We start from the raw sequence: 23203 nt of genomic DNA on the forward strand, positions 1-23203 counted from the left end.
ACATGATCCGCTTCATACAAGTAAGCCTGATGCGCGGCACCAAGCCGCTGCTGGAACAAGTCGACGTTACCCTCAATCCGGGCGACAAGATCGGCCTGATCGGCGCCAATGGCGCCGGCAAATCGAGCCTGTTCGCCATGATGCGCGGCGAGCTCCATCCCGACCAGGGCGAGATCGACTTCCCGGCCAAGTGGCGCGTGGCCCACGTGGCCCAGGAAACCCCGCCGCTCGAACGCGCCGCGCTCGATTACGCCATCGACGGCGACGTCGGACTGCGCAAGCTCGAAGCCGAACTGGCACGCCTGGAAGCGGCGCCCGAGTCGAGCGAAAACGGTATCGCCATCGGCAACATCTACAGCGCGCTGGCCGACGCCGACGCCTACACCGTGCAGTCGCGCGGCGAGCAGCTGCTGCTGGGCCTGGGCTTCACCATCGAACAGATGCAGCGTCCCGTCTCGAGTTTTTCGGGCGGCTGGCGCATGCGCCTGAACCTGGCGCAGGCGCTGATGTGCCCATCGGACCTGCTGCTGCTCGATGAACCGACCAATCACCTGGATCTGGATGCGATCATCTGGCTCGAGGACTGGCTCAAGCGCTATCCGGGCACCCTGTTGATCATCTCCCACGATCGCGACTTCCTCGACGAAGTGGTGAACGTGGTCGTGCACATCGACGAACGCAAGCTGAAACGCTACTCGGGCAACTACTCGTCGTTCGAGCGCCAACGCGCGGCGCAAATGATCCTGGCCGCCGGCGCGCTGGAAAAGCAGCAGCGCAAGCGCGCCCACCTGGAATCGTTCGTCAACCGCTTCAAGGCGCAAGCCTCCAAGGCCCGCCAGGCGCAAAGCCGCATGAAGGCGCTGGCCAAGATGGAAGAACTGGCGCCGCTGCGCGCTGCTGCCGAATTCTCGTTCGAGTTCCGCGAGCCGCTCAGCGCTCCGAATCCGCTGCTGGTCATGGAAGACGTGGATGCCGGCTACAAGATCGAGAACGAAAAAACCGGCGAAGTCACCACCAAGACCATCGTCAACAACATCAAGTTCTCGCTGCAGATCGGCCAACGCATCGGCCTCCTGGGTGTGAACGGCGCCGGTAAATCCACGCTGATCAAGACCATCGCCGGTGAACTGGCGCCGCTGACCGGCGACGCCACCATCGGCAAGGGCCTCAATATCGGCTACTTCGCCCAGCACCAGGTGGAGATGCTGCGTCACGACGAATCGCCGCTGTGGCATCTGGCCAAAATCGCGCCGACCGTGCGCGAGCAGGAACTGCGCAACTTCCTCGGCGGCTTCAACTTCCCGGGCACCATGGTCACCAGCTCGATCGCACCGTTCTCCGGCGGCGAAAAAGCACGACTGGCACTGGCGCTGATCGTGTGGCAGCGTCCGAATTTGCTGCTGCTCGATGAACCGACCAATCACCTGGACCTGGAAACGCGCGAAGCGCTGACCGAGGCGCTGGCGCAGTTCGAAGGCACGCTGGTTGTGGTCTCCCACGATCGCCACCTGCTGCGCGCCACCACCGACGAATTCATCATCGTCGCCGACGGCAAGTTGCAACCGTTCGACGGCGACCTGGACGACTACAAGGACTGGCTGTTCAAGACCAAGCTGGGTAAAGGCACCGACGTGCTGCCGGCAGCGGGCAAGGCCAACAAGACCGACTTCCCTGTGGCCTCTCCAGTGGCCGCGCCTTCGGCGCCGGTAGTGAACACCAAGGACCAGAAACGCAAGGAAGCGGAAGACCGCCAGCGCCTGGCCACGCTGCGCAAGCCGCTGGAACAGAAGATCAAGCGCCTCGACGATCAAATCGCCAAGCGCAGCGCCCAGAAAGCGGAAGTCGATGGCCGCCTGGCCGATGCGACGATCTACGAAGCCGCCAACAAGGCCAAGTTGAAGCAGGCCCTGGCCGACCAGACCTTCTTCACCAAGGACCTGGGCGAGCTGGAAGCCCAGTGGTTGCAGTTGCAGGAAGAACTGGAAGCGCTGGCTTAAACGCTCGCCAGCAAAGAAGTATTACGCCGCCTGGCGTGGCGCGCAAGGCACCTTGCGGATCGACATCAGCTTGTCGATATCGACCACGATCAGGCGGCGGTCATCCACCACGCCGATGCCGAGCAGGTAATCAACCTGTGGCGCAACCGCCGCCGGTGTTTCCACCACCGGTACCGGCTGCAACTGCTCCACCGTGAGCGACACGATGTCGGTCACGCCATCGACCACCATCCCCATCACGCAGCTCGACAGCTTTAAAATGATCACGTCCGTCAGCGGATCGTGTTTCGGCGGCCGTGGGCCGAACGCGATGCGCATATCGACGATGGGCATGATCACGCCGCGCGACACCGCTACCCCGCTGATGATTTCCCCGTCCGACGAAAAACGTTCGAGTTCCTTGAGCGGACGCAGTTCCTGCACCTTGCTGAAATCGAGCGCGTAATCGAGGCCGCCGAGCCGGAACACCAGGTACTGCCGCGCGGTGGACGTTTGCGTCGCTGAGTGGAAAATGGGAGACATGATGATCCTTTCGTCCTGGGACGTGCGGTAACAGGCATGAACCATCGTAACCGCCCACCCTGCGCCAGATGTTGACTACCGTCAATTTTTGCCGGGTGCAGCGCAGCGCGTTTGCTACAATGCGCCGATGAACCAGCAGATCGACATCAACGACGTGGAGTTGAACGCCATTCGCGCGCAGGGACCGGGCGGCCAGAACGTCAACAAGGTTTCCAGCGCGGTGCACCTGCGCTTTGCCATCACGCCGTCATCGCTGCCCGAACATATCAAGGAACGCCTGCTGGCCCTACGCGACAGCCGCATCACGCGCGACGGCGTGGTAGTGATCAAGGCCCAGCAATCGCGCAGCCAGGAAGCCAACAAGGAAGACGCGCTGCGGCGCCTGCAGGAGCTGGTGGACAGCGTGGCCATACTACCCACGGTGCGCCGGCCCACCAAGCCAACGCGCGGCTCGCAGCGCCGCCGGCTCGACGGCAAGGCGAAAGACGGCGAGCGCAAACAATTGCGCGGCAAGGTACTAAGAACCTAGCCTCAGCCAGCCATCGCTGCCCGCACGCACTGGTGCACGCCCAGCCCGATCAGTGCGAAAAAAAAGCAGCGGCGGAACACCTCGGCCGACATGCGCTGGCGCAGCCACTGGCCCGCCACGATGCCCAGCGCCGCCGGCAGCAGCGCGAGCAGCGAACCAGTGGCAGCATTTGCATGCCAGCCGCCGCGCCAGGCCAGCATGGCTGCCAGCGCCAGCGTGGATACCGTAAAACTCAGGCCCAGCGCCTGTACCAGGTCCTCGCGGTTCAGGTCCAGCGCCTGCAGGTACGGCGCGGACGGCATGATGAATACGCCGGTAGTGCTGGCGATGGCGCCGGTCGCCACGCCGGCCAGCGGCCCCGCCCAGCGCTGTGCCGCTGCCGGCACCTTGCCACGCCAGCCGGACAAACCCAGCACGCCGTAGCCGGCCAGCAGCACACCCAGCACGGCTGGCGTCCATACCGCCGCTTCCGCACCTGTGCCGGTACCGCCTGGTGCGAGCAGCAGCCAGCCGCCGATGGCGGTGCCCACGCAGGTGGCCAGCAACATCGGCCGCAACCGGCGCCACAGCGGGTACAGTGCCGGTCCCGTGGCCAGTTGCCACACATTCGTCAGCGCCGAAGGCACGATCAATAAAGCTGCCGCTTCCAGTGGCGCCATCTTCAACGACAGCAAGGCCACGGCCACCGTGGGCAGCCCCATGCCGGTCACACCCTTGACCAGGCCTGCCAGCACGAAGACCAGCGCAATAAAGAGAGTCATGGTATCCATGACTGCCATTGTCCTCTTCCGGAGCAGCGCTGCAAATGTGGAATATACTGAGCCAGACTTCGTCATTGACATAGGCTGCCATGCGTTTCGACCTCACCGACCTGCGTTTATTTGCCCACATCGCCGACAGCGGCAGCATCACCGCTGGCGCCCGGCTGGCGCACCTGGCGCTGCCCTCGGCCAGCGCCCGCGTGCGCGGCCTCGAAGAAACGCTGGGCGTGCCGCTGCTGCAACGCGGCCGGCGCGGCGTGGAGCCGACCGAAGCCGGACTGGCACTGCTGCGCCACGCGCGCATCATCGGCCGCCAGGTGGACGATCTGCGCGGCGACCTGGCGCAATTCGCTTCCGGCCTGAAGGGTCAAATCCGGCTGCTGTGCAATACCTCGGCCATGACCGAATTCCTGCCCGATGCGCTGGCCGCCTTCCTGGCCGCCCACCCGCGCCTGGGCGTGGACCTGGAAGAGCGCCAAAGCCGCGACATCGTGCAGGCGGTGGCGGATGGCGCGGCCGACATCGGCATCATCACCGACGCCGTGGACAGCGCCGCGCTGCACACCTTCCCGGTCTGCGACGACACCCTGGTGCTGGCCATGGCGCGCAGCCATCCGCTGGCGCGGCAACTGGGACAGCGCCGGGGCATGGCGTTTGCCGATGCGCTCGACCATGATTTCATCGGCCTGGCCGGCGACAGCGCGCTGCAGCAGTACGCGGCTGGCCAGGCCGCGCGGCTGGGGCGGCGCATGCACTGCAAGATCCGGCTGCGCAGCTTCGAGGCCGTCTGCCGCATGTGCGCCAATGGCGCGGGCATAGCGCTGCTGCCGGCGACGGCGGCGCGCCGCCACGATGGTGAACGTCTGCTGAGAATCGTGAAATTGACCGACGACTGGGCTGCGCGCAAGCTGCTGGTGTGCGTGCGCGACCTGCGCACCCTGCCCGCCCCTGCGCGCGAACTGGTCGCCGCACTGCGCGGCGCCACTCCGCCCCAGAGCGCTCGCGGAGACTAATTGTCCTGCGGGGGCGCCCAGTATATCGGCCCGACACTGCCGAAAAACAGCGTAGGGAGACCAGCGGCCGAGGTACGCACCTTGGCCTTGAGTTCCTTGGGCGCATAGTCGTAAGGCGCCACGCCGTCCGGCACATAGGTCATCGGGCGCAACTGCACTTCGCCGGTCAGCAACTGGACCGAGCATTGGGACTTGTGGATCAATTCGCGCTTTTTGCGCTCGACCTGCGCCACTTCGGCGCGCGCCTGCTCTTCCTGTATCTGCGCCGCCTTGAGGGCGAGCGAGATGCGTCCCACCGACTTCAATGCCGGACCCACGGCGGTCGCCATGCGGTGGAACAGCGGCTCCTGTTCGGGTGTGAGCACCACTTCGCGCTTGCGCACGCGGGTGGCCAGCGTGAGGTAGTTGCGTACCTCGGCCTGGCTGGTGATGGCGTCCATCTCTTCCTTGTACTGGACCGCCTCGCGCTGCGCCGCCGCCACTCTCGGCAGCAGGTCGGCCACGCGCTTGTCGTAGCCGGCGGTATCGGGCACCAGCACGTACAACAACATCTCGTTCTGCTTGCGCGGACCGGCATGGACGATCTCGATGCGGCGCGCAGCGATGGCGCAGCCTTCGGCCACCTTGATCACCACCTCGTCGGCCATGATCTCGCAGTTGCTGGCCTCCCCGATCACCACCCGGGTGCCGGAGATGATGCAGTTTTCGGCGCGGGTGAGCGCGACCTCCCCTTTTTTGGTTTGCAGCACGGCGCCGGCGGCCACCCCGCGCACGCGGATGGCGCCGTCGGCATTGACAGCCGAGCCGCCCATCAGGTTGCTGTTGAGGGCAATGTCGCCGCCGCGCGATTCGATACTGCCGTACACATCGCCGTGGATGGTGATATTGCCGCCTTCGACGCGGCGCTGCTCCTGCACTGCGCCGAACTCCTCGTACTCCCCGGTGAGCTGCAAATTGCCCGTGGTGCGCGCGCTCACGCCCTCGCGGCTGATGATCTTGGGGCCGATCGAGATGCGGCGGGTCTTGGGGTCCACGCTGAGAAAACCTTCGACCGACGACACCAGGTATTCGCCGTCGCGGAAGTTTTCGATCATGGTGCCTTCGCCGGCCACCGACGCCAGCTCCAGGTCCTTGGGGGCTGGCGGGTCGATCACCGCGCCCGACATCTCGAAGCCGCGCACACCCGGTGCGGACGGCACCTTGCGCAGCAGCTTGACATGCGGTTTCACCTGCGGGAAGCGGTTCTGGAAGGTCTGCAAATCGAGGCGGCCATCCGATTTTTCGCGCGGGGCGTCGCTGCGATGGATGTCGCGCGAGACTTCCACGATGGCGGCATCGCGTCCCGGCATGGCGTTCAGGCGCCGCGCGACCGTGATGCGCGCCACGCGGCCGGTGGCGATCACGTCGCGCACCGCCGGCGCATCGATGCCGAAGCGGATGCCCTTGGCCCACATGTCCGCGACAAATTCGTCGAAGGTCAGCCGCGCGGGCTGCGGCGGCAGGCCGGGTACGTCGAAATACACCTGCTCGAAATAGTATTCGGCCTCGCCGCCGATGACCTTGACGTTCTTGTACAGCTGGCGGCGCGCCGGATGAAACGGTTCGATGCGGTCGGCAAAGCGCAGCAGCGGGCGTTCGGCCAGCGCGGGCGGCAGATCGGGACCGGCGTTATAGACCATCTTGGTAAAGATGGCGTAATGCAGGCCCACGAAACAGGCGCCGCCAAGGAAGATCTGGCCGACGGCGGCCAGGCGCGCCACGGGCGTGGCGGCAACGTCGAAGTAGATGCCATCATCACGCTTGACGAGCGCTGCGGGCAGTTCGCCCCCGGCGCCTGAATTCAACGTCGTTGCGTTTGACACGGTAATCCCCACGAAGATGTACGTCGGAGCGGAGCGCCCCTTCACTTTTTTTAATATGCCCTATAGCCTAGCATGAACCGCCATTATTGTGTACTTGCCGAGGGTCGAGGTGCCAGTTCAGCGCCCCCTCGCTTTCCCAGAACAGCACCGCGCCGCCGGCCGGGGTGCCGCGCAGGCGCTGCTTGATGTCCTTGGACGGCTGCCGGGCCAGCAGCGGCGCGGCGCTGTCGCCCGCGCCGCCATAGGGCATGGTGCGCACCACGGTTTCGCCGCTTACCATGTGCAAGCCGCAGCGCGCGGTGCCTGCCGCCGCCACCTGCTCGGCTCTCACGGCGTCGCGCCGGTCGCGCAGCAGCTTTTGCTGGGTCAACGCAATCTGCCCGTCCTTCTTGAGACGATCGAGCGTCTGCATCGGTTCGGCCACGCCGGCAGCGATCTTGCGCAGGATGTGCGCCTGTTCGGGCGACACCGTCAACTCCTGGTTGCGCAGCTTGAGCGCCAGCGCCAGGTAACGCCGCACGTCGGGCAGCGCCGACAGGCGTGCCGCCTCTTCCTCGTGGCCCGCCAGCACCCGCGCCAGTTCGGCCAGGCGCACATCGAGTTCGCCGATCTCCTGGTCGAAGCGGGTCACGTCGCGCAGCAACACATAGATCACCATCTCGGTGCGGCGGCGCGGGCCGGCCGATTCGATTTCCACGTCGCGCCCGGCGACGGCGCAGCCTTCGGCAACGGTGATCCGCAGCAGGTCGGCGACGATCTCGCAGTTGGAGGCTTCGCCGATGGTCACGCTGCTGCCGGAGATGATGCAGTTCTCGGCGCGCGCCACGGTGACCGCACCGCTGCCGGTGTGGATTACCGCGCTGGAGGCCACGCCGGCGATGGTGATCGGCCCATTGGCATTGCGGATGCTGCCGCCGACGAGGTTCCGGTCCAGCACCACGGCGCCGCCGCGCGAGTGGATGTTGCCATACACGTTGCCGTGCACAGTGATGTCGCCGCCGGTGACATCGCGCTGTTCCTGCACGTCGCCGTATTCTTCGTAGGCGCCGGTCAGTTCCAGGTTGCCGGTGGTGCGCCCGCTCACGCCATCGAGGCTGACGATCTTGTCGGTGACGGATACACGGTTGGACTTGGAATCGACGGCAAGAAAACCTTCGCGGATGGAGACGATGTATTCACCATCATCGAGTTCCTGCACCTCGGTGCCGTCGCCGGCCAGGTGCCGCAGCGCCAGGTCGGCCGGCGGCGCCGGCGCGGTCATGCGCCCGGCCAGGTCGAAGCCGGGCAAGCCGGGCGTGGCCGGCACTTTTTTCAACAGCCGCACACCGGCCTTGATTTGCGGGAAACGGTTCTCGAAACTGTGCAGGTCGATGCGGCCGTCGGCGCGTTCCTTCGGTGCGTCGCTGCGGTGCAGTGCGTGCGACACCTCGAGCACCGTGGCGTTACAGCCCGGCTCCGGTTCGAGGTCGGTGGCAAAGGTGATGCGCTCGGCCTTGGGAGCCTTGATGGCATTGGCCACGGCCGCCACGTCGATGCCGAAGCGGATGCCGTGGCTCCACATGGCGGCGACAAATTCGTCGATGTCGAGCCGCGCCACGCGCTCGGGCAGCTCGGTGCCGTCGGCCAGCACTTCCGCATCGAGGTACAGCGGCTCGAAGTAGTACTCGGCGTAGCCGCGGCCCGGCTTGGGCGTCTTGTAAAGCGGCAGGCGGCTGGCGTCGATCAGCCGCACCGCATCAGCCAGGCGCACGGCCTGCGCGGCGCCCAGGTCGGGCCCCACGTCGTACAGCGCCTTGATCAACACCGGGTAGGACAAACCGGCCAGGCAAAATCCGGCGCCGAACACCTGGTTGATGGCGGCGGCACGCGCCGGTGGCGGCAGGCCAAGATCGATATAAATGCCGTCCGGGTGCAGGATCAAACCAATGGGCAGGCTCGCGTCAGGCGCGGGTAGCGCGGACACGACCGATAGCGCTGCGGGTGCAACGTCTGGGACCACGATCTTCCTCCAAGGGGAACACGCGGCCGACGGGCATTGCGTGTAATAAACTAATATTACACATGATCAACCAAAAGAGAACGATTATCATGTTGAGTAATCGCCAATGTGATGCAATTGCCACACATTAATGTCATCCATGCAAAAACGCCCGCCGTGCAGAACACGGCGGGCGTCGGAATAACGGTAACTGTCGGTAGCGATGCAGGCGGAGGTCAGCGGCGCGGCGGCAGGGCGTAGACTTCGGCGCCGGCTTCGTTGATCTGGCGCCGCAGGTCGCGCCGTTCGTCGGCGGTCATGCGGCCCACGCGGCGGCTCATCTCGGCATTGCGGTTGTTCTCCTGCATGGCGCGACGCTGTTCCTCGGCACGCGACTCGTAGCTGCGCGGATCGAGCTGGCGCGACTGGTCCTGGCGCAGGTCTTGCCGCATGTCCTGCTGGCGCGGGGCGCTTTGCTGGCTGCGATTGTCACGATTGTCGTCACGGCGATCCTGGCCGGCGGAATGCGCGGGCAGTGCCGACAGCACACCGCAGCACACCACGACGGAAGCCAGGGTGGATCGAACGCAAAAAGATGCGCTTGCTGCCGCGTGTATTTTTTTGAGGTCGATGAACATGGCGTTCCTAAGAGGTGATTCCATGCCCGCAGTGTATGATGGTTTGCACGAGGGAGTAAGACCAATCGGGTAAAGTTTGTAACACTTTGTAATGGGTAAAAACAGACGTTTTCGTGACGCGAATATGACGTTACCATAGCAACATCAATAAGACAACTTGGCAAAGAAATGACGACGACTACGCTTGATTCCAACAACACTGGCGGCAGTAATACCGTCAATCAGCATGGCCATCAGGCCAAGATTATGGTAGTGGACGACGACGTGCGCCTGCGCGATCTGTTGCGCCGTTATCTCACCGAACAAGGCTTCAACGTCTTCACCGCCGAAAGCGCCACCGCCATGAACAAGCTGTGGCTGCGCGAGCGCTACGACCTGCTCGTGCTTGACCTGATGCTGCCCGGCGAGGACGGCCTGTCGATCTGCCGCCGCCTGCGCGGCGCCGGCGACCAGACCCCCATCATCATGCTCACCGCCAAGGGCGAAGACGTGGACCGCATCGTCGGCCTCGAGATGGGCGCCGACGACTACCTGCCCAAGCCGTTCAACCCGCGCGAGCTGGTGGCGCGCATCGGCGCTGTGCTGCGCCGCCGGGGTCCCGACGAAATTCCGGGCGCACCGTCCGAAACCCCGCAAACCTTCGAGTTCGGCCAGTTCGTACTGGATTTGGGCACGCGCACCCTGAAAAAAGCCGGCGAAACCGTGCCGCTCACCACCGGCGAATTCTCGGTACTGAAAGTATTCGCCCGCCATGCACGCCAGCCGCTGTCGCGCGAAAAACTGATGGAACTGGCGCGCGGGCGCGAATACGAAGTGTTCGACCGCAGCCTCGACGTGCAGATTTCGCGCCTGCGCAAGCTGATCGAACCCGATCCATCGAGCCCGCTGTACATCCAGACCGTCTGGGGCCTGGGCTATGTGTTCATTCCGGAGGGTCAGCCGCGCTAAGCGCGGGCTAGCGCATGAAGTCCAAGTCGAAGTCACCGCTCAAATGGTTGTTCACGCTCCGTCTCGCCAGCCTGAAAAGCGGTTTGTTCTGGCGTACCTTCATCCTGCTGGGCGCCCTTACCACCACCAGCATGACAGCCTGGGTGGGCATGATCAGCGTGGTCCAGCACGATCCGCAGGTGCAGCAGATCTCGGCGCAGGTGGTGTCGGTGGTCACCATCACCCATGCCGCCCTCACCCACTCGGCGCCCGAACTGCGGCGCGAACTGCTGTTCGACCTGGTATCCAACGAAGGCATCCGGGTGTTCACGCTGGAAGCCGACGACCAGGTTGATCCCCCGCCCGACAACGCGCTCATGCCCGACATCCAGAAGCTGGTGCGCGCCAAGCTTGGACAGGACACGCGCTTTTCGTCCAAGGTCAACGGCGTCTCCGGCTTCTGGGTGTCGTTCAAGATCGACGACGACCAGTACTGGCTGATGCTCGAACGCGAGCGCATTCGCGGCCTGACCGGCATCCAGTGGCTGGGCTGGGCCAGCGTGGTGTCGCTCATTTCGCTGCTGGGCGCAGCCTTCATTTCCAGCCTGGTCAACCTGCCGCTGCGGCGCCTGACCAAGGCTACGCGCGCTTTTGCCCAAGGCATGCGCCCCGATCCGCTGCCTGAAAAAGGCCCGAACGAAATCCTCGAAGCGAACCGCTCGTTCAACCAGATGGTGCTGCAGTTGCAGCAGGTGGAGTCGGACCGCGCGGTGATCCTGGCCGGCATTTCGCACGACCTGCGCACCCCGCTGGCGCGCATGCAGCTCGAAGTGGAAATGGCCCATCTGTCGGACGAAGCGCGCGAAGGCATCCAGTCCGACATCGGCCAGATGGACGCCATCATCGGCCAGTTCCTCGATTACGCCAGGCCCACCGAAGCGTCGAGCTTCATCAACGTCGATATCAGCGAACTGCTGGCCGATGTCGCGCACGACGCCGCGCGCATTCCCGATGTGCGCGTCAAGACCGACATCGCACCTGGCTTGCACGCGATGGGCAACGCCACCGACCTTAAACGCGTGATCAACAACCTGGTGGAAAACGCGCGCCGCTACGGCAAGACACCCGACCAGGACATCACCGAGATCGATATCGGCTGCAGCATCAAGGGCGTGGGTGCAGCCAGCCGGGTGGTGATCGAGGTGCAGGACCACGGCGCCGGCGTGCCCGACGACCAGATCGGCCAACTGCTCAAGCCCTTCACCCGGCTCGATACGGCGCGCGGCCAGGCCAATGGCGCCGGCCTGGGGCTGGCCATCGTGGACCGCGTATTGCAGCGCCATGGCGCCGAACTGAGGGTACGCAATCGCGACGGCGGCGGCCTGGCGATCCAGATCCTGATGAAAGCAGCATGAGACATTCGACCTTGATGACCGCCGCGCTGCTTGCCGGCGCACTCGCCACGCCAGCCTGGGCAGCAAAACCCGCCATGCCGCTGCAGCAACGCGAGCCGACCACCGAAGAGCGCACGTCGTTCGAGGCATTTTTCAGCACCCGCCAGGCGGCCGCGCCGCAAGGACCGTGGGCCACGCCGCCGTTGTTCGCCCCCGCTTTCGAGGTAGAACGCCATGGCAACAAACAGCCGTGGCGCGTGATCGCGCGCGTGGACTCGTCACCGCGCCGCTCGCACCCGGACCTGTGCCGGCAAATCCGCTCGAGTTTTATTTATGACGCCAAGGCCCCCGTGGGCGAGCGCTGGCAGGATGCAGCCGAGACGCCGCGCTGGTACATATGGCTGGCCACGCCCACCGTGCCCTGCGCGGCAGCGCGCTACACCACCTTGCAGGACCCGAAGGTGGCGGACGTGGACGCCGTGGCGCTGCTGCGCCAGCACCGTGATTTGCTGGGCCGCGCGCGCCTGCTGTTTGCCGGCAATTCGCAATGCGCGCCGTATCGCGCTCTGACGTACCGGCTGGCCGCGCTCGAGCCGGCGGCGCCCGTCGCCGGCGCGCCGCTGATGCTGGGCATGGTGTTCGAGAGCGACCGCGATACCGTGGCGCGGGTGGCGGTGCGCAAAAGCCGTGGCGAATACACGGCGTGGAATGTCGGCTGCAGCTGAGTGAGCAGCCGGATCAGACTGATTTGCGGTTGAGCGGGTGGTCGGCGCCAACCAGCAGCTTGGTCAGCAGCAGCTCGGCCGAACCGTAGCCGTACAGCGAATCGGCCTCGAAGCCGACGGTTTCGTAAGGCACCGACTCCTCGCGCTCGGAGCGGGCCGGATCGTTGCTGGAGTAGGTGACGCGCCAGGCGCGCTTGAGAGCGTCGGCCCGGCGCAGGAACTGCGGCATCGGCCACTGGGCGGGATCGAAAGCTTCGAGTTCGCCCAGCACGCGCCAGTGGCCACTGACCAGCGCCATGTCGCCAACCCGCAGTACCTTGACCGCGTCTTGCGCGGTCAACGAGGCAAGCTGCGCCAGGTCGGGCAAACCATCTTGCCGGGGACCGAACAAATAGGCCAGCATGATCTTGCTGCCCGGCGACAAACGCGCCACCAGGCCGGCGCCGTAACCACCATCGAGCAATGGCACGGCGAAAAAACTACCTTCTTGATACGACTGCCTCATTCCCATCCTTTCACTGCACGTTGCGGACGGTCTTGCTTGCATTGCCGGGCCCGCCTCGCTGGCGCCTTGCGGCGCAAAAGTGGCAGTGTAGCGAGGCGGCGCCGATTGTGGCGCACGCGTGACGCAGGCGTCACAATCGCGCTGGCGGTCCCACGATGCGGCCGTTCAATGATGACGTTTGTGTTACACTCGCGGTTCGCTAGGGGTCCTGGAATTGTTTCCGGGTGAGAGATACCCTTCGTACCTGATCTGGATAATGCCAGCGAAGGAAAGCGCAAAAGTCGGTCTCCTCCCCTCCTTTGATGGCTCTCTTCGCGGCTTCCGGCCGAACAAGTAGAGAGCAGACATGTACAAACCCAACCTTGCCGTATCCGTCATCGCCGTAGCGGTGTTCAACTCCTTTGCCGGCGCCGCCATGGCCGAGGAAGCCGACCAGGCGCTGCCCGAAGTCGTCGTCAGTGCCACCAAGACCCGCGCCAGCACCGCCTCGATCGGCGGCTTTTCCAATGCGCCGCTGCTGAGCACCCCGGCCTCGCTCAACGTGATCACGTCGCAGCAGATGCTGGACCTGCAGATCCGCTCGACCACCGACGCCGCGCGCTACGACGCCAGCCTGTCCGACGCCTACAACGCGGTCGGGTATGCCGAGCAGTTCTCGATCCGCGGCTTCAAGCTCGATAACGGCACCAGCTACCGCAAGGACGGCATGACGATTGCCGGCGATACCCAGATCGCGCTGGAAAACAAGGAACGACTCGAAGTACTGAAAGGCCTGTCCGGCCTGCAGGCCGGCGTGTCCGCGCCCGGCGGTGTGCTCAACTACGTGACCAAGCGCCCCACCGACAACCCGATCCGCATGGTGGTGCTCGAAACCCGCGAGCGCGGCACGCTGTACGGCGCTGCCGATGTCGGCGGCCGCTTCGAGGACACCCGCTTCGGCTATCGCGTCAACGTCGCTGCCGAGCGCCTGCGCTCGATCGTCAAGGGCGCCGACGGCAATCGCAAGTTCATCTCGGGCGCATTCGACTGGCGCATCTCGCCGCAGGCGCTGCTGCAAATCGACGCCGACTACCAGCGCAAGTCGCAGCTGACCGCACCCGGCTTCCAACTGCTCAACAACACCACGCTGCCGGCAATCGATGCCGACACCATGCTCAACGACCAGCCGTGGGCGCGACCGGTCGAAACCATCAGCAGCAATATCGGCGCCCGCTTCGAGTACACGTTCTCGCCCGAGTGGAAAGCCACCGTCAGCGCCAACCAGAACACCTTCAAGCGCGACGACTACACGGCCTTCCCTTACGGTTGCGGCGCGCAGGACCTGTACCCCGGCTTCTGCGGCAATGGCGACTACGACGTATATAACTACATCAGCGAAGGCGAGAAGAAGTCGCCGTTGACGGTGCAGGCGCTGTTGCAGGGCCGCTTTGCCGCCGGCGCGATCGAACACGAGGTCACGTTCGGCAGCTCGCTGATGCGCAACCGCGAAAAATGGGGCGACGACCTGTACGATTACTCGGGCACCAGCAATATCTACCACCCGGTGATCGTGCCGCCAGCACCGGGCACCAGCGGCCCGGTGTCCGAGCGCCGCTACACCAATGAACGCTCGCTGTTCGCCCAGGATATCGTCAGCCTCACCGAACAACTGAAGCTGCATGCCGGTGCGCGCTACGTGCAGGTGCGCCGCAACCAGTACGTCGGCGAAAACGAGGCCGGCGTGATCCAGCCCAACGCCCTGACCGATGCCGGCTTCTGGCTGCCCAGCGTGGCGCTGGTGTACAGCCTGCGTCCGAACGTCTCACTCTACACCTCGTATGCGCAAGGCCTCGAGCATGGCGGCGTGGCGCCCAAGGGATCATTGAATGAACGGCAGGCGCTGGAACCGGCAAAGTCGAAACAGGTGGAGCTCGGTGTCAAGGCCGACATCCGCACCGACCTCAGTGCCACGCTGGCGCTGTTCCAGATCCGCAAGGGCCTGGAATACGTCGACAACGCGTCCAATATGTTCGTGCGTAACGGCGAGGCAGAAAACCGTGGCCTGGAAATGGGCCTCAACGGCCGCGCCTCGCGCGAACTCACCGTCGGTATCACCGCCACGGGGCTGAGCACCAGGCAAAGCGGCACCGGCTCGGCCAGCCTGGACGGAAAGCGCGTGACCAACGTGGTGGCGTTCAAGTCGTCGGTGTATGCCGACTACGCGGTGCCGCAGGTACAGGGACTCAATGTGAGCGCCAACTGGCAGTATTCGGGCAAGAAGGCCTTCGATGCCGAGAACACGGTGTTCGTGCCCAAGTACCACCTGGTGAACTTTGCAGCAGCGTACTCCACCCGCATCGGCGGCGTGGCCACTACCCTGCGCGCCGGCATCGACAACGCCTTCGACAAGTTCTACTGGCGCGATGTCACGCCCGACCTGGGCGGCTACCTGATCCCGGGCGCGTCGCGCACCGGGCGTGTGTCGGCGCAGTTCGACTTCTAAGGTAAGTAGCGCCTGGCCTGTACCAGGCGCGCTTCGGGCGTGCCCGTGACCAGCAGGTAGTGAATGGCACGCCTTTTCAATTCTTCCATCAACATCGCGTTGATGGTCACGCTCACCTGCTCCGATTCGCGTTGCAGGCCGTCCGCTTCCCACGGAATATCGGACGCGGTCACCAGCGTAACAGCGTAGTCGCGCTGGTGGCGGTCGGCCAGCAGCGCCAGTTCGGCGTCGATCCCTTGAAAATAATGGCGGCTGTACACGGCCGTCATCAACGGCGTGGTGTCGCAGAACAGGTAACGGTGCGCCAGCGGCGCCGCGATGGCCTCGCGCGCCAGCTGGGTGCGGGCGATATGGATCTGGTCCTGCGCGACCGGAATGCGCTGCTCGGTATCGACAAACTCCCGCAGGTATTCCGGCACCCACACGGTGCCGTAGTCGCGCGCCAGGGCCGCCGCCAGCGTGGTCTTGCCCGACGATGCCGTGCCCAGGATGGCCACTTTCACCGGCAACGCTTGCTCCCCCAGGCCGACATTCACTCCAGCACCAGCCGGCGTCCGCCGCCGCCATCATTGCCCCCGCCGCCGGTGGGCATGCCGGCCGACTGCTGCCAGGTGCGCAGTCCCACGATTGCCATGCCCACGAAGATCGCGTACAGGATGGCGGTGAGCATCAGGTTCTTGTGCAGGTACAGGCCCACGTACAGCACATCGACAATGATCCACACGTGCCAGTTTTCCACCTTTTTGCGCGACAGCAGAAGCTGTCCTACCAGGCTGCCGGCGGTAAGAAAACCGTCCGAGTGCGGCACGTCGGTATCGGTCCACGTCTTGAGGAACATGGCCAGCAGCACGAAACCGGCAAACCAGCCGCCGACCGCCAGCCAGCGCCCGCGCGCATCGAGCGCGGTGACCGGCAATGCGGCATGATGGCCATCGCCACGCAGCCACTGGCGCCAGCCGTAGATCGATACCGCGATGAACACGAACTGCAAGCCCATGTCGCCGTACAGGCGCGAACCGAAGAACACCATCGCGTAAGTGGCCGACGAGACGATCGCGAACAGCCAGGCCCAGTGGCTCTGGCGGATGTTGAGCCACACCGTAACCACCGCCAGCACGAACGACAGCAGCTCGAGCGGCGTCGTGACGAACACCGCCAGGTGCAATGGCAGGTTCATATACACGAGCAGGTCTGTCAGTGCGTGCATGGTTTACTTCGCGGCCTTGGTTGGATACTTGATGGTCATTTCCTGCAGCAGGTTGTCGGCATGGTCCACCTCCGTCATGATCCACAGCATATACCGGATATCCATGTGGATGGCGCGGGTGATCTCCGTATCGAAGTACCAGTCCTTGGTGATCGACTCGTAGGTGGAGTCGAAGTTCAGACCGATCAGCTCACCGTTGCGGTTCATCACCGCCGAGCCGGAATTGCCACCCGTGGTGTCGGCGCTGGTGAGGAAGTCCACCGGCACCGTGCCCAGCACCGGATCCTTGAACTGGCCGTAGCGCTTGGCCTTGATCGCGTCGAGCAGCTTTTGCGGCGCATTGAACGGATCCTTGCCCGTGTGCTTCTGGACGATGCCTTCCACCGTGGTAAACGGCCCCTTGGTGATGCCGTCGGCCGGCGAGTATGGCGCCACGGTACCGTAGGTCACGCGCAGCGTGGAGTTGGCGTCCGGGTACACCGGCTTGCCCTGCGATTTCTTCCACGCGATGACGGCCGCCATGTATTGCGGGATCACGCGTTCGAGATTGCCGTCCAGTTCAGCGCGGCGATCCTTGAGCGACTGCGTCACGCCGTCGAGCTTTAACGCCAGTTGCAGGAAGGCGTCGTTCGAGGCCTTTACGGCAGCGGCGTCCTTGCCCATCCAGCCCACCCGCTTGGCGGTGTCGCCCAACTCGGTGTTGGCGTACAGCGCGGCCACGGCGTCCGGCGCCGGCAGCAAGGCGTCCAGGCCCTGCACGTGCAGGGATTTTGGCAGCTTGGCGTAGCGTTGCAGGGCAGCGGTGAAGCGCGCCTGGTCCACGCCGGCCACGTACGATTGCTCGAGACGGTTCAGGCGCGCGCGGATCATGTTCTGGTCGCGCTGCTGGTAACCCACTTCGCGCTCGGCATCGGGTTTGGCGCCTTCGTTGGCCAGGCGTACCAGGGTGGTAGCGCTTTTCAGCAGGTCGCTGGTGAACGCCACGCCGTGGCCGAATTCTTCGTCGGACAAGGCGATGTCGGCAGCGATCACGCTATCGAGTTCGGCCAGCAGTTGCGGCGACTTGCCCGGCTGTTTGGCGTACCAGGCGCGGAACTCGGCATCCTGCGCATCCTTGATGGCAGCGATGTCCTTGCGCGCGAAACCGTCGGACAGGCCCTGCGCCTTCTTCATCACGTTGTTGAGGCTCTTGGCCACGCTGGCGTAGCGCACTTCGTTGGCCGGGCTGCCTTTGGTCGATGCGGCAATCACGTCGAGGTCGGCCTGGATTTCGGCCACGCGCTGCGGGAACGTCACGTCGCGCGCGGCGCGCACTTCGGACGGCAGCTTGTAGCGGCTGGTGCGGCCCGGGTAGCCGGCCAGCAGCACCGGGTCGCCGTTTTTCAGGCCGGCGGCCGACACCACCAGGAAGTCCTTCGACTGGTAAGGCACGTTGTCCGGCGACGGATCGGCCGGGCGGCCATCCTTGCCCACGTAGGCGCGCAGGAACGAGTAGTCGCCGCCCTGGCGCGGCCATTCGTAGTTGTCGATGTCGCCGCCGAAATTGCCGATCATGTCGGCCGGCGCGTACACCAGGCGCACGTCGCGGATCATCATCTGGCGGATGCGATAGTATTCGAGGCCGCGATGGAAGGCCGGCACCGAGCAGCGATAAGCTTTATCGCTTTCGCATTCGGCGATCAAGACCTTGATGGCTTTTTCAACCGCATCGTGGCGCTGCTTGCCGGTCATGGCCGGCGTGACGTTTTTCAGTACGCGCGCGGTGACGTTTTCCACCTTGTCGGTGACGTAAACGAGCGTGTTCGGACCGCCCGGCAACTCTTCCGCGCGGGTCTTGGCCAGGAAGCCGTTTTCGATGTAATTGTGTTCGGGACTCGAGTTGCGCTGGATGGCGCCATACGCGCAGTGGTGGTTGGTGACCACCAGGCCGGCGCTGGAGACGAACGATGCCGAGCAGCCGCCCAGCGAAACGATGGCGCTCATCGGGTGCTTCGACAGGTCGGCCAGTTTTTCGGCGGGGATGGCGATACCGATCTTTTTGAGTTCGGATTTCAGCTGCGGCAGCTGGTATGGCTGCCATTGGCCTTCGTCGGCCCGCGCCGACGTGGCTGCCGCGCAGATCATGGCGACAGACATTGCGAGTTTTTTTAACAAGATTGAGCCCCTGGTTGAAAGTCAGCGGCAGTATATTCCTTTTCCCGCGTCAGCTCCATACCAGGTCGATGCACAACGTGAGCCGGCAACCGCCGCCGGCCAGGTATGGCGCCACCTCGAGGTGGCCGCCCAGCGCCTGCACCCGCTGCGCCATGCCGATCAGGCCGAACGAGTCGCTCTTGGCGCGTTCTTCCGGCGCCAGGCCGATGCCGTTGTCGGCCACGGTGAAAGTGAGCCGCCCTTCGCGCACCGTGAGCGCAATCGCCACATGGGTGGCCTTGGCGTGGCGCCGCACGTTGGTCAGCGCCTCCTGCAGGCTGCGGAACAGCACGATCTCCACTTCCGGACCGATGGCCGCAAATTCGGCTTCGGGCGGCAACGACAGGTCGCAGGCAATGCCGCTGCGCTTGCGGAACTCGGCCGCCTGCCATTCGAGCGCTGCCTGCAAGCCCAGGTCCAGCACGGCCGGGCGCAGGTCGTTCATGATGCCGCGCACGCTGCGGATGGTGGTATCCACCTGGTCGAGCGCGCACTGGGTGCGCCGGTGCAGGCGCGGATGGCGGCTGCCGGTACGCACGGCCAGCAGCGAGATGTCGATGCGCAGCGCCAGCAGGTTCTGTCCCAGCTCGTCGTGAACGTCGCGCGCAATGCGCTTGCGCTCCTCCTCCTTGACCGACTCCAGGTGCGCGGCGAGCTTGCGTAGCTGTTCGCGCGACTGGAACAGCGCGGCCTCGGTGCGCTTGCGCTCGGCGATTTCCATGGTCAGCAGACGGTTGGCGGCGGTCAGCTCGGCAGTGCGCGCCGCCACCCGCGCATCGAGGTCGCGCGACAGCGCCAGCAAGTCGGCATCGGCGCGCCGCCGCGCCGTCACATCGGAAAACACGCCAATGTAGCGGCTGATGGCGCCCTGCTCGTCGTGGATCACGGTGAGCGACATGCTGGCCACCCACGGCGTACCGTCGCGCCGGCGGTTGTGCACGTCGCCTTCCCACTTGCCTTCCGTGCGCAAGCGCTGCATCGCGTCCGCGTGATAGCCGGGAGCATGGGCGCCGGGGTGGCCGAGGAAACGCGGATTGCGCCCCAGCGCTTCTTCCACCGCATAGCCGGTAATTGCGGTAAAGGCGCGGTTGACGGCGACGATATCGCAATTGGCATCGCACACCAGGACGCCCTCGCCCATGTGGTCAAGCACCTGGAACGCGCGCTGGCGCGCTGCCTCGCGCGCGCGGTCGCTGCCGATGTCAGTGAGGATCACGCGGAACTTGCGGGCGCCGGGATCGAGGTTGACGTCCAGGTGGACCTGGCGGCCCTCCCCGCCGCCGTTACCGGGCTTGCGCGGATCGAACAGCGGCAGCTCCAGGGTGCCGCGCTGGCTGTGTTCGAGCACCCCGGCCAGGAACCGCCGCAGGACGGCCTGCGCCGATGCCGCCACGAACTGCTCGAAGCGCCGGCCCGGCAGCGCATCGCGCGGCAGTCCGAGCAGCTCGCCGGCCGCGACATTGGCGCGCGTGATGCCGCCTTCGGCATCGAGCGACAGGTAGCCCACCGGGGCCTGGTCGTACAGCACGGCATAGCGCTCGCGCCCTTCTTCGGCCTCGTCGCGTTCCGACTGCAGCTCGGCCAGGGCAAGGGTTTGCATGTCAAGCTCGATCTGGCTCACCTGCAGCTCGTGCCAGTGGCGCAGTGCGTCGCTGTCGGCGCCCGGCGGCGCCTGCACGCCGCTCGATGCCATCGCCGCCACCGCCTGCTCGGCAGCTTCGCGCAACTGGTCGGCCGCCAGCGGCTGGCGCGGCGATCTTTTCAGGTCACGCCGCGCCATTTTGCATCGACCGCAACTGCGCCTCCAGTTGCTTCGCCTCGGTGATGTTGATGAAGGTGACCACCACGCCGTCGATCACGTTGTCCACCGTACGGTAAGGCATGATGCGCACCGTGTACCAGCCGCCGCTGCGGGTAGGCACGTGCTTCTCGCACACCACCAGCGTGCGCAGCACGCCTTCGGCATCCGCTTCCAGGCCGGGGTAATCGAGGTCGCTGGCGATGTCGCTGAGCAGGCGCTGCACATCGCCGGGAATCAGTTTGTAGATGCGCGTGGCCTGGTCGGTGTAGCGGCGGATACGCAAGGCGTTGTCAAGGAAGATGGTGGCGATGTCGGTGCTGTTGAGCAGGTTCTTCATGTCGCCGTTGATCAGCGACAGGTCGTCCACCTTCGACTGCAGTTCGGCGTTGACCGTGTACAGCTCCTCGTTGAGCGACTGCATTTCCTCCTTGGAGGTGGTCAGTTCCTCGTTGGTCGATTGCAGCTCCTCGTTGGTCGATTGCAGTTCCTCGTTGGCGGACTTGAGCTCCTCGCGCGAGGCCTGCATTTCGTCGCGCACGGCCTGGATTTCCAGCCGCGCCTGCGCCAGTTGCTGCTCCAGTTCCAGCACCAGCGGCTGGGCTGGACGCGGACGGCGTTTTTGCGGCGGCAGCGCGCAACTGGTGAAAGTGACCATGACGGTACCGGCCAGCGGCCCGCTGCGCGGCATCGCTTCCGCCGTGATGTCGAGCGAACGCGCAGGGCGGCCGTTGGCGTCCTGCTGGATCAGGCCGCGCGTTTCCACCATCTGCTCGGCCTGCGTGGCGTTTTGCACCAGCGCCGCCAATTCGTGGCGCAGGCCATCGCGCGCCATGGCGTGAATATTCCAGTTGGCCTTGCCGGCCGCCGGCTCCAGGAACTCGCCGGTACGCCCGTGGATATAAAGAATATCGCCGTCTGCATTAAGCAGCACGGCTGCCGGCGAGTGCTTGCGCAACAGCTGTTGCTCGACCTGGGATTGCAGGTTTTCTTTCATGATGGCCTGGCCGATCTGAGGTGTGGCGGGCAGTGCCGCATTGGTGGCCCGCGTAGGGAAGTAGCTGGAAACGCGCCCGGGTTCTGCATCGAGCCGGCGGTACACGCGGCTGGTGCCGGGCAGCGGTGCGAACAGCTCGTGGAAGCGGCCTGGCGTATCGGCACTGCCCAGCACCAGCAGGGCGTTGCGCTTGAGCGCGTAATGAAATAGCGGAATCAGTTGCGCCTGCAGACGCGGCGTGAAATAGATCAGCAGGTTGCGGCAGCACAGGATATCGAGCTTGGTAAACGGCGGATCGGAAATCAGGTTCTGGCGCGCGAAGATGATGGAACTGCGCAAGTCCTTGCGGATACGGTAGCCGCCGTTGTCGGCCGGCGTGAAATAACGGCGCAGCCGTTCGGGCGCGATGTTGTCGGCAATAGCGGCATGGAACTGCCCCTGGCGCGCGCGGTCGATGGCGTCGCCATCGAGGTCGGTGGCGAAGATTTGCAGCGTGAAGCGCGTGGTCGGGCGTAACCGTTCGAGCACTTCGTCGAAGACAATGGCCAGCGAATACGCCTCCTCGCCGGTGGAGCAGGCCGGTACCCAGGCCTTGAACGCAGCGCCGTCCGGGTGCTCGGCCAGCAAGCGTGGCAGCGCCTGACTGCCGAGGTAATCCCACACGGCAGCATCGCGAAAAAAGCTGGTCACGCCGATCAGCAGCTCCTTGAACAGCAACTCGATTTCCTCCGGGTTGTCCTCCATCCAGCGCACGTAATCGGGCAAGGTGGCGCACTGGCGCAGCTTCATGCGGCGGTCGATGCGGCGCATTACGGTACTGAGCTTGTAATCGGCAAAGTTGGCGCCGGTGTGCTGGAGCAGCAGCTGGTACATCTGCTGCAAGGCCGCGCGCTGGTCGTCGGCCTGCATCAGCAGCGTGCCTGCCTGGTCGTTCGCGCGGCGGCGGCGCCAGTTGGCCACTTGCGCCGCCATCTCGGCCGGCAGCGCCACGATGTCCACCGCGTGCGCGGCAATCGCGCTGGCCGGCATGGGGTCGAAGCGCGCCGATGCCGGCAACTGCGCCATGGTGAGGCCGCCGGCATCGCGGATCGCTGCCAGGCCGATGGTGCCGTCGGCGCCGGCGCCGGACAGCGTAATGCCCACGGCATGATCACCGCAGCAAGCGGCGAGCGCGCGGAAAAAACTGTCGATCGGATGGCGCCCGTCGGCCGGCCGGACGGTAAAGCAACCGCGGTCGAAACCGCAAACGCCGCTGGCCGGCGCCACGTACACATGGTCGGCTTCCACCGCCGTACCATGCGCCAGCTCGACTACCGGCATGCGCGTCACGCGTTGCAGCAACTGCGGCAGGATCGACTGCTGCGACGGATCGCGGTGCTGCACCACCACGTAGGCAAAGCCGCTGGCAGGCGCCACGCTGGCCAGGAATTCGCAGATGGGATCGAAACCGCCGGCAGAAGCGCCGATGCCCACGACCGGCACCTGTCCGGCTTGAACGCACCCCTGCCCGCTGTCTGGTACAGCCGGGACTTCGGGGGAAGCGCTGGAGGTATTCATGGTGGCGTCCGGGCGCGGTGGCGTGGCGAAAAAGGATAGCTTGCCAGATTATTATAGCAAAGCGTCTTGCTTTTCCACCCCTGCCCTACGGCAGTCGCCGCGCCCGCAACGCTGGCCG

18 protein-coding genes and 1 riboswitch are annotated in these 23203 nt (G+C 65.1%); of the genes, 7 read left to right on the forward strand and 11 right to left on the reverse strand.

Going from position 1 to position 23203, the window contains the following annotated elements; translation table 11 throughout:
- Positions 1–2: 2 nt before the first annotated feature.
- Positions 3–1997, forward strand: a complete 1995-nt coding sequence (locus F8197_RS15395; RefSeq protein WP_152882612.1) for an ATP-binding cassette domain-containing protein — start codon at positions 3–5, stop codon at positions 1995–1997.
- A 21-nt stretch (positions 1998–2018) separates the two neighbouring features.
- Here the strand turns inward: F8197_RS15395 and F8197_RS15400 are convergent, their stop codons facing one another.
- Positions 2019–2519 (reverse strand): chemotaxis protein CheW, encoded by a 501-nt coding sequence (locus F8197_RS15400; RefSeq protein ID WP_152882614.1) that lies wholly within the window; start codon positions 2517–2519, stop codon positions 2019–2021.
- A 127-nt stretch (positions 2520–2646) separates the two neighbouring features.
- On the opposite strand from F8197_RS15400, the gene arfB reads away from it, so the two are divergent.
- A complete protein-coding gene (gene arfB / locus F8197_RS15405; RefSeq protein ID WP_152882615.1) occupies positions 2647–3048 on the forward strand; it encodes an alternative ribosome rescue aminoacyl-tRNA hydrolase ArfB in 402 nt (133 codons plus the stop codon).
- A gap of 2 nt (positions 3049–3050) precedes the next feature.
- Here the strand turns inward: arfB and F8197_RS15410 are convergent, their stop codons facing one another.
- The gene (locus tag F8197_RS15410) at positions 3051–3827 is read right to left on the reverse strand and encodes a sulfite exporter TauE/SafE family protein (protein WP_152882617.1); all 777 of its coding nucleotides are present in this window, start codon (positions 3825–3827) and stop codon (positions 3051–3053) included.
- 71 nt (positions 3828–3898) lie between these two features.
- Here F8197_RS15410 and F8197_RS15415 point away from each other — a divergent pair, with 71 nt between their 5' ends.
- The gene (locus tag F8197_RS15415; RefSeq protein ID WP_152882618.1) at positions 3899–4822 is read left to right on the forward strand and encodes a LysR substrate-binding domain-containing protein; all 924 of its coding nucleotides are present in this window, start codon (positions 3899–3901) and stop codon (positions 4820–4822) included.
- Here the strand turns inward: F8197_RS15415 and F8197_RS15420 are convergent.
- From F8197_RS15420 to F8197_RS15430, 3 genes are all read right to left on the reverse strand, one after another.
- The gene (locus tag F8197_RS15420) at positions 4819–6666 is read right to left on the reverse strand and encodes a flagellar assembly protein A (RefSeq protein ID WP_152882620.1); all 1848 of its coding nucleotides are present in this window, start codon (positions 6664–6666) and stop codon (positions 4819–4821) included. The two genes, F8197_RS15415 and F8197_RS15420, sit on opposite strands and share 4 nt — an antisense overlap.
- An 85-nt stretch (positions 6667–6751) precedes the next feature.
- Complete coding sequence (locus F8197_RS15425) at positions 6752–8683, reverse strand: flagellar assembly protein A (protein ID WP_373996886.1); 1932 nt, start codon at positions 8681–8683, stop codon at positions 6752–6754.
- Positions 8684–8898: 215 nt separating this feature from the next.
- Positions 8899–9300, reverse strand: coding sequence for a hypothetical protein (locus F8197_RS15430; RefSeq protein ID WP_156368669.1), 402 nt, complete (start codon positions 9298–9300; stop codon positions 8899–8901).
- A gap of 246 nt (positions 9301–9546) precedes the next feature.
- On the opposite strand from F8197_RS15430, the gene ompR reads away from it, so the two are divergent.
- Genes ompR through F8197_RS15445 form a run of 3 tightly spaced genes read left to right on the forward strand, consistent with a single transcriptional unit; the run spans position 9547 to position 12346 of the window.
- Complete coding sequence (ompR, locus tag F8197_RS15435) at positions 9547–10248, forward strand: two-component system response regulator OmpR (protein ID WP_227012300.1); 702 nt, start codon at positions 9547–9549, stop codon at positions 10246–10248.
- A 14-nt stretch (positions 10249–10262) separates the two neighbouring features.
- Positions 10263–11642, forward strand: coding sequence for a sensor histidine kinase (locus F8197_RS15440; protein ID WP_152882622.1), 1380 nt, complete (start codon positions 10263–10265; stop codon positions 11640–11642).
- Positions 11639–12346 (forward strand): hypothetical protein, encoded by a 708-nt coding sequence (locus F8197_RS15445; protein WP_227012264.1) that lies wholly within the window; start codon positions 11639–11641, stop codon positions 12344–12346. The genes F8197_RS15440 and F8197_RS15445 overlap by 4 nt, the downstream gene beginning before the upstream one ends.
- 13 nt (positions 12347–12359) lie before the next feature.
- Here F8197_RS15445 and F8197_RS15450 read toward each other — a convergent pair whose 3' ends face one another.
- A complete protein-coding gene (locus F8197_RS15450) occupies positions 12360–12893 on the reverse strand; it encodes an immunity 26/phosphotriesterase HocA family protein (RefSeq protein ID WP_227012265.1) in 534 nt (177 codons plus the stop codon).
- A gap of 149 nt (positions 12894–13042) precedes the next feature.
- Positions 13043–13139, forward strand: a riboswitch (TPP riboswitch).
- Positions 13140–13197: 58 nt separating this feature from the next.
- Here F8197_RS15450 and F8197_RS15455 point away from each other — a divergent pair.
- Entirely contained in the window at positions 13198–15333 is a 2136-nt protein-coding gene (locus F8197_RS15455) for a TonB-dependent siderophore receptor (protein WP_152882624.1), read from the forward strand.
- Here the strand turns inward: F8197_RS15455 and F8197_RS15460 are convergent.
- The 5 genes from F8197_RS15460 to F8197_RS15480 form a co-directional block, all read right to left on the reverse strand.
- Positions 15330–15869, reverse strand: coding sequence for an AAA family ATPase (locus F8197_RS15460; RefSeq protein ID WP_373996887.1), 540 nt, complete (start codon positions 15867–15869; stop codon positions 15330–15332). The genes F8197_RS15455 and F8197_RS15460 overlap by 4 nt on opposite strands.
- Positions 15866–16510, reverse strand: coding sequence for a nicotinamide riboside transporter PnuC (pnuC, locus tag F8197_RS15465; RefSeq protein ID WP_152882920.1), 645 nt, complete (start codon positions 16508–16510; stop codon positions 15866–15868). Before pnuC ends, F8197_RS15460 begins: the two co-directional genes overlap by 4 nt.
- Before the next feature lie 33 nt (positions 16511–16543).
- Positions 16544–18676 (reverse strand): S46 family peptidase, encoded by a 2133-nt coding sequence (locus F8197_RS15470; RefSeq protein WP_227012266.1) that lies wholly within the window; start codon positions 18674–18676, stop codon positions 16544–16546.
- 67 nt (positions 18677–18743) lie between these two features.
- Complete coding sequence (locus F8197_RS15475; protein WP_152882625.1) at positions 18744–20513, reverse strand: PAS domain S-box protein; 1770 nt, start codon at positions 20511–20513, stop codon at positions 18744–18746.
- The gene (locus F8197_RS15480; protein ID WP_152882626.1) at positions 20500–23085 is read right to left on the reverse strand and encodes a CheR family methyltransferase; all 2586 of its coding nucleotides are present in this window, start codon (positions 23083–23085) and stop codon (positions 20500–20502) included. Before F8197_RS15480 ends, F8197_RS15475 begins: the two co-directional genes overlap by 14 nt.
- Positions 23086–23203 lie beyond the last annotated feature (118 nt).

Origin of the sequence: Duganella sp. FT27W, assembly GCF_009295655.1 — a bacterium.
Taxonomy (GTDB): Bacteria; Pseudomonadota; Gammaproteobacteria; order Burkholderiales; family Burkholderiaceae_D; genus Rugamonas; species Rugamonas zoogloeoides.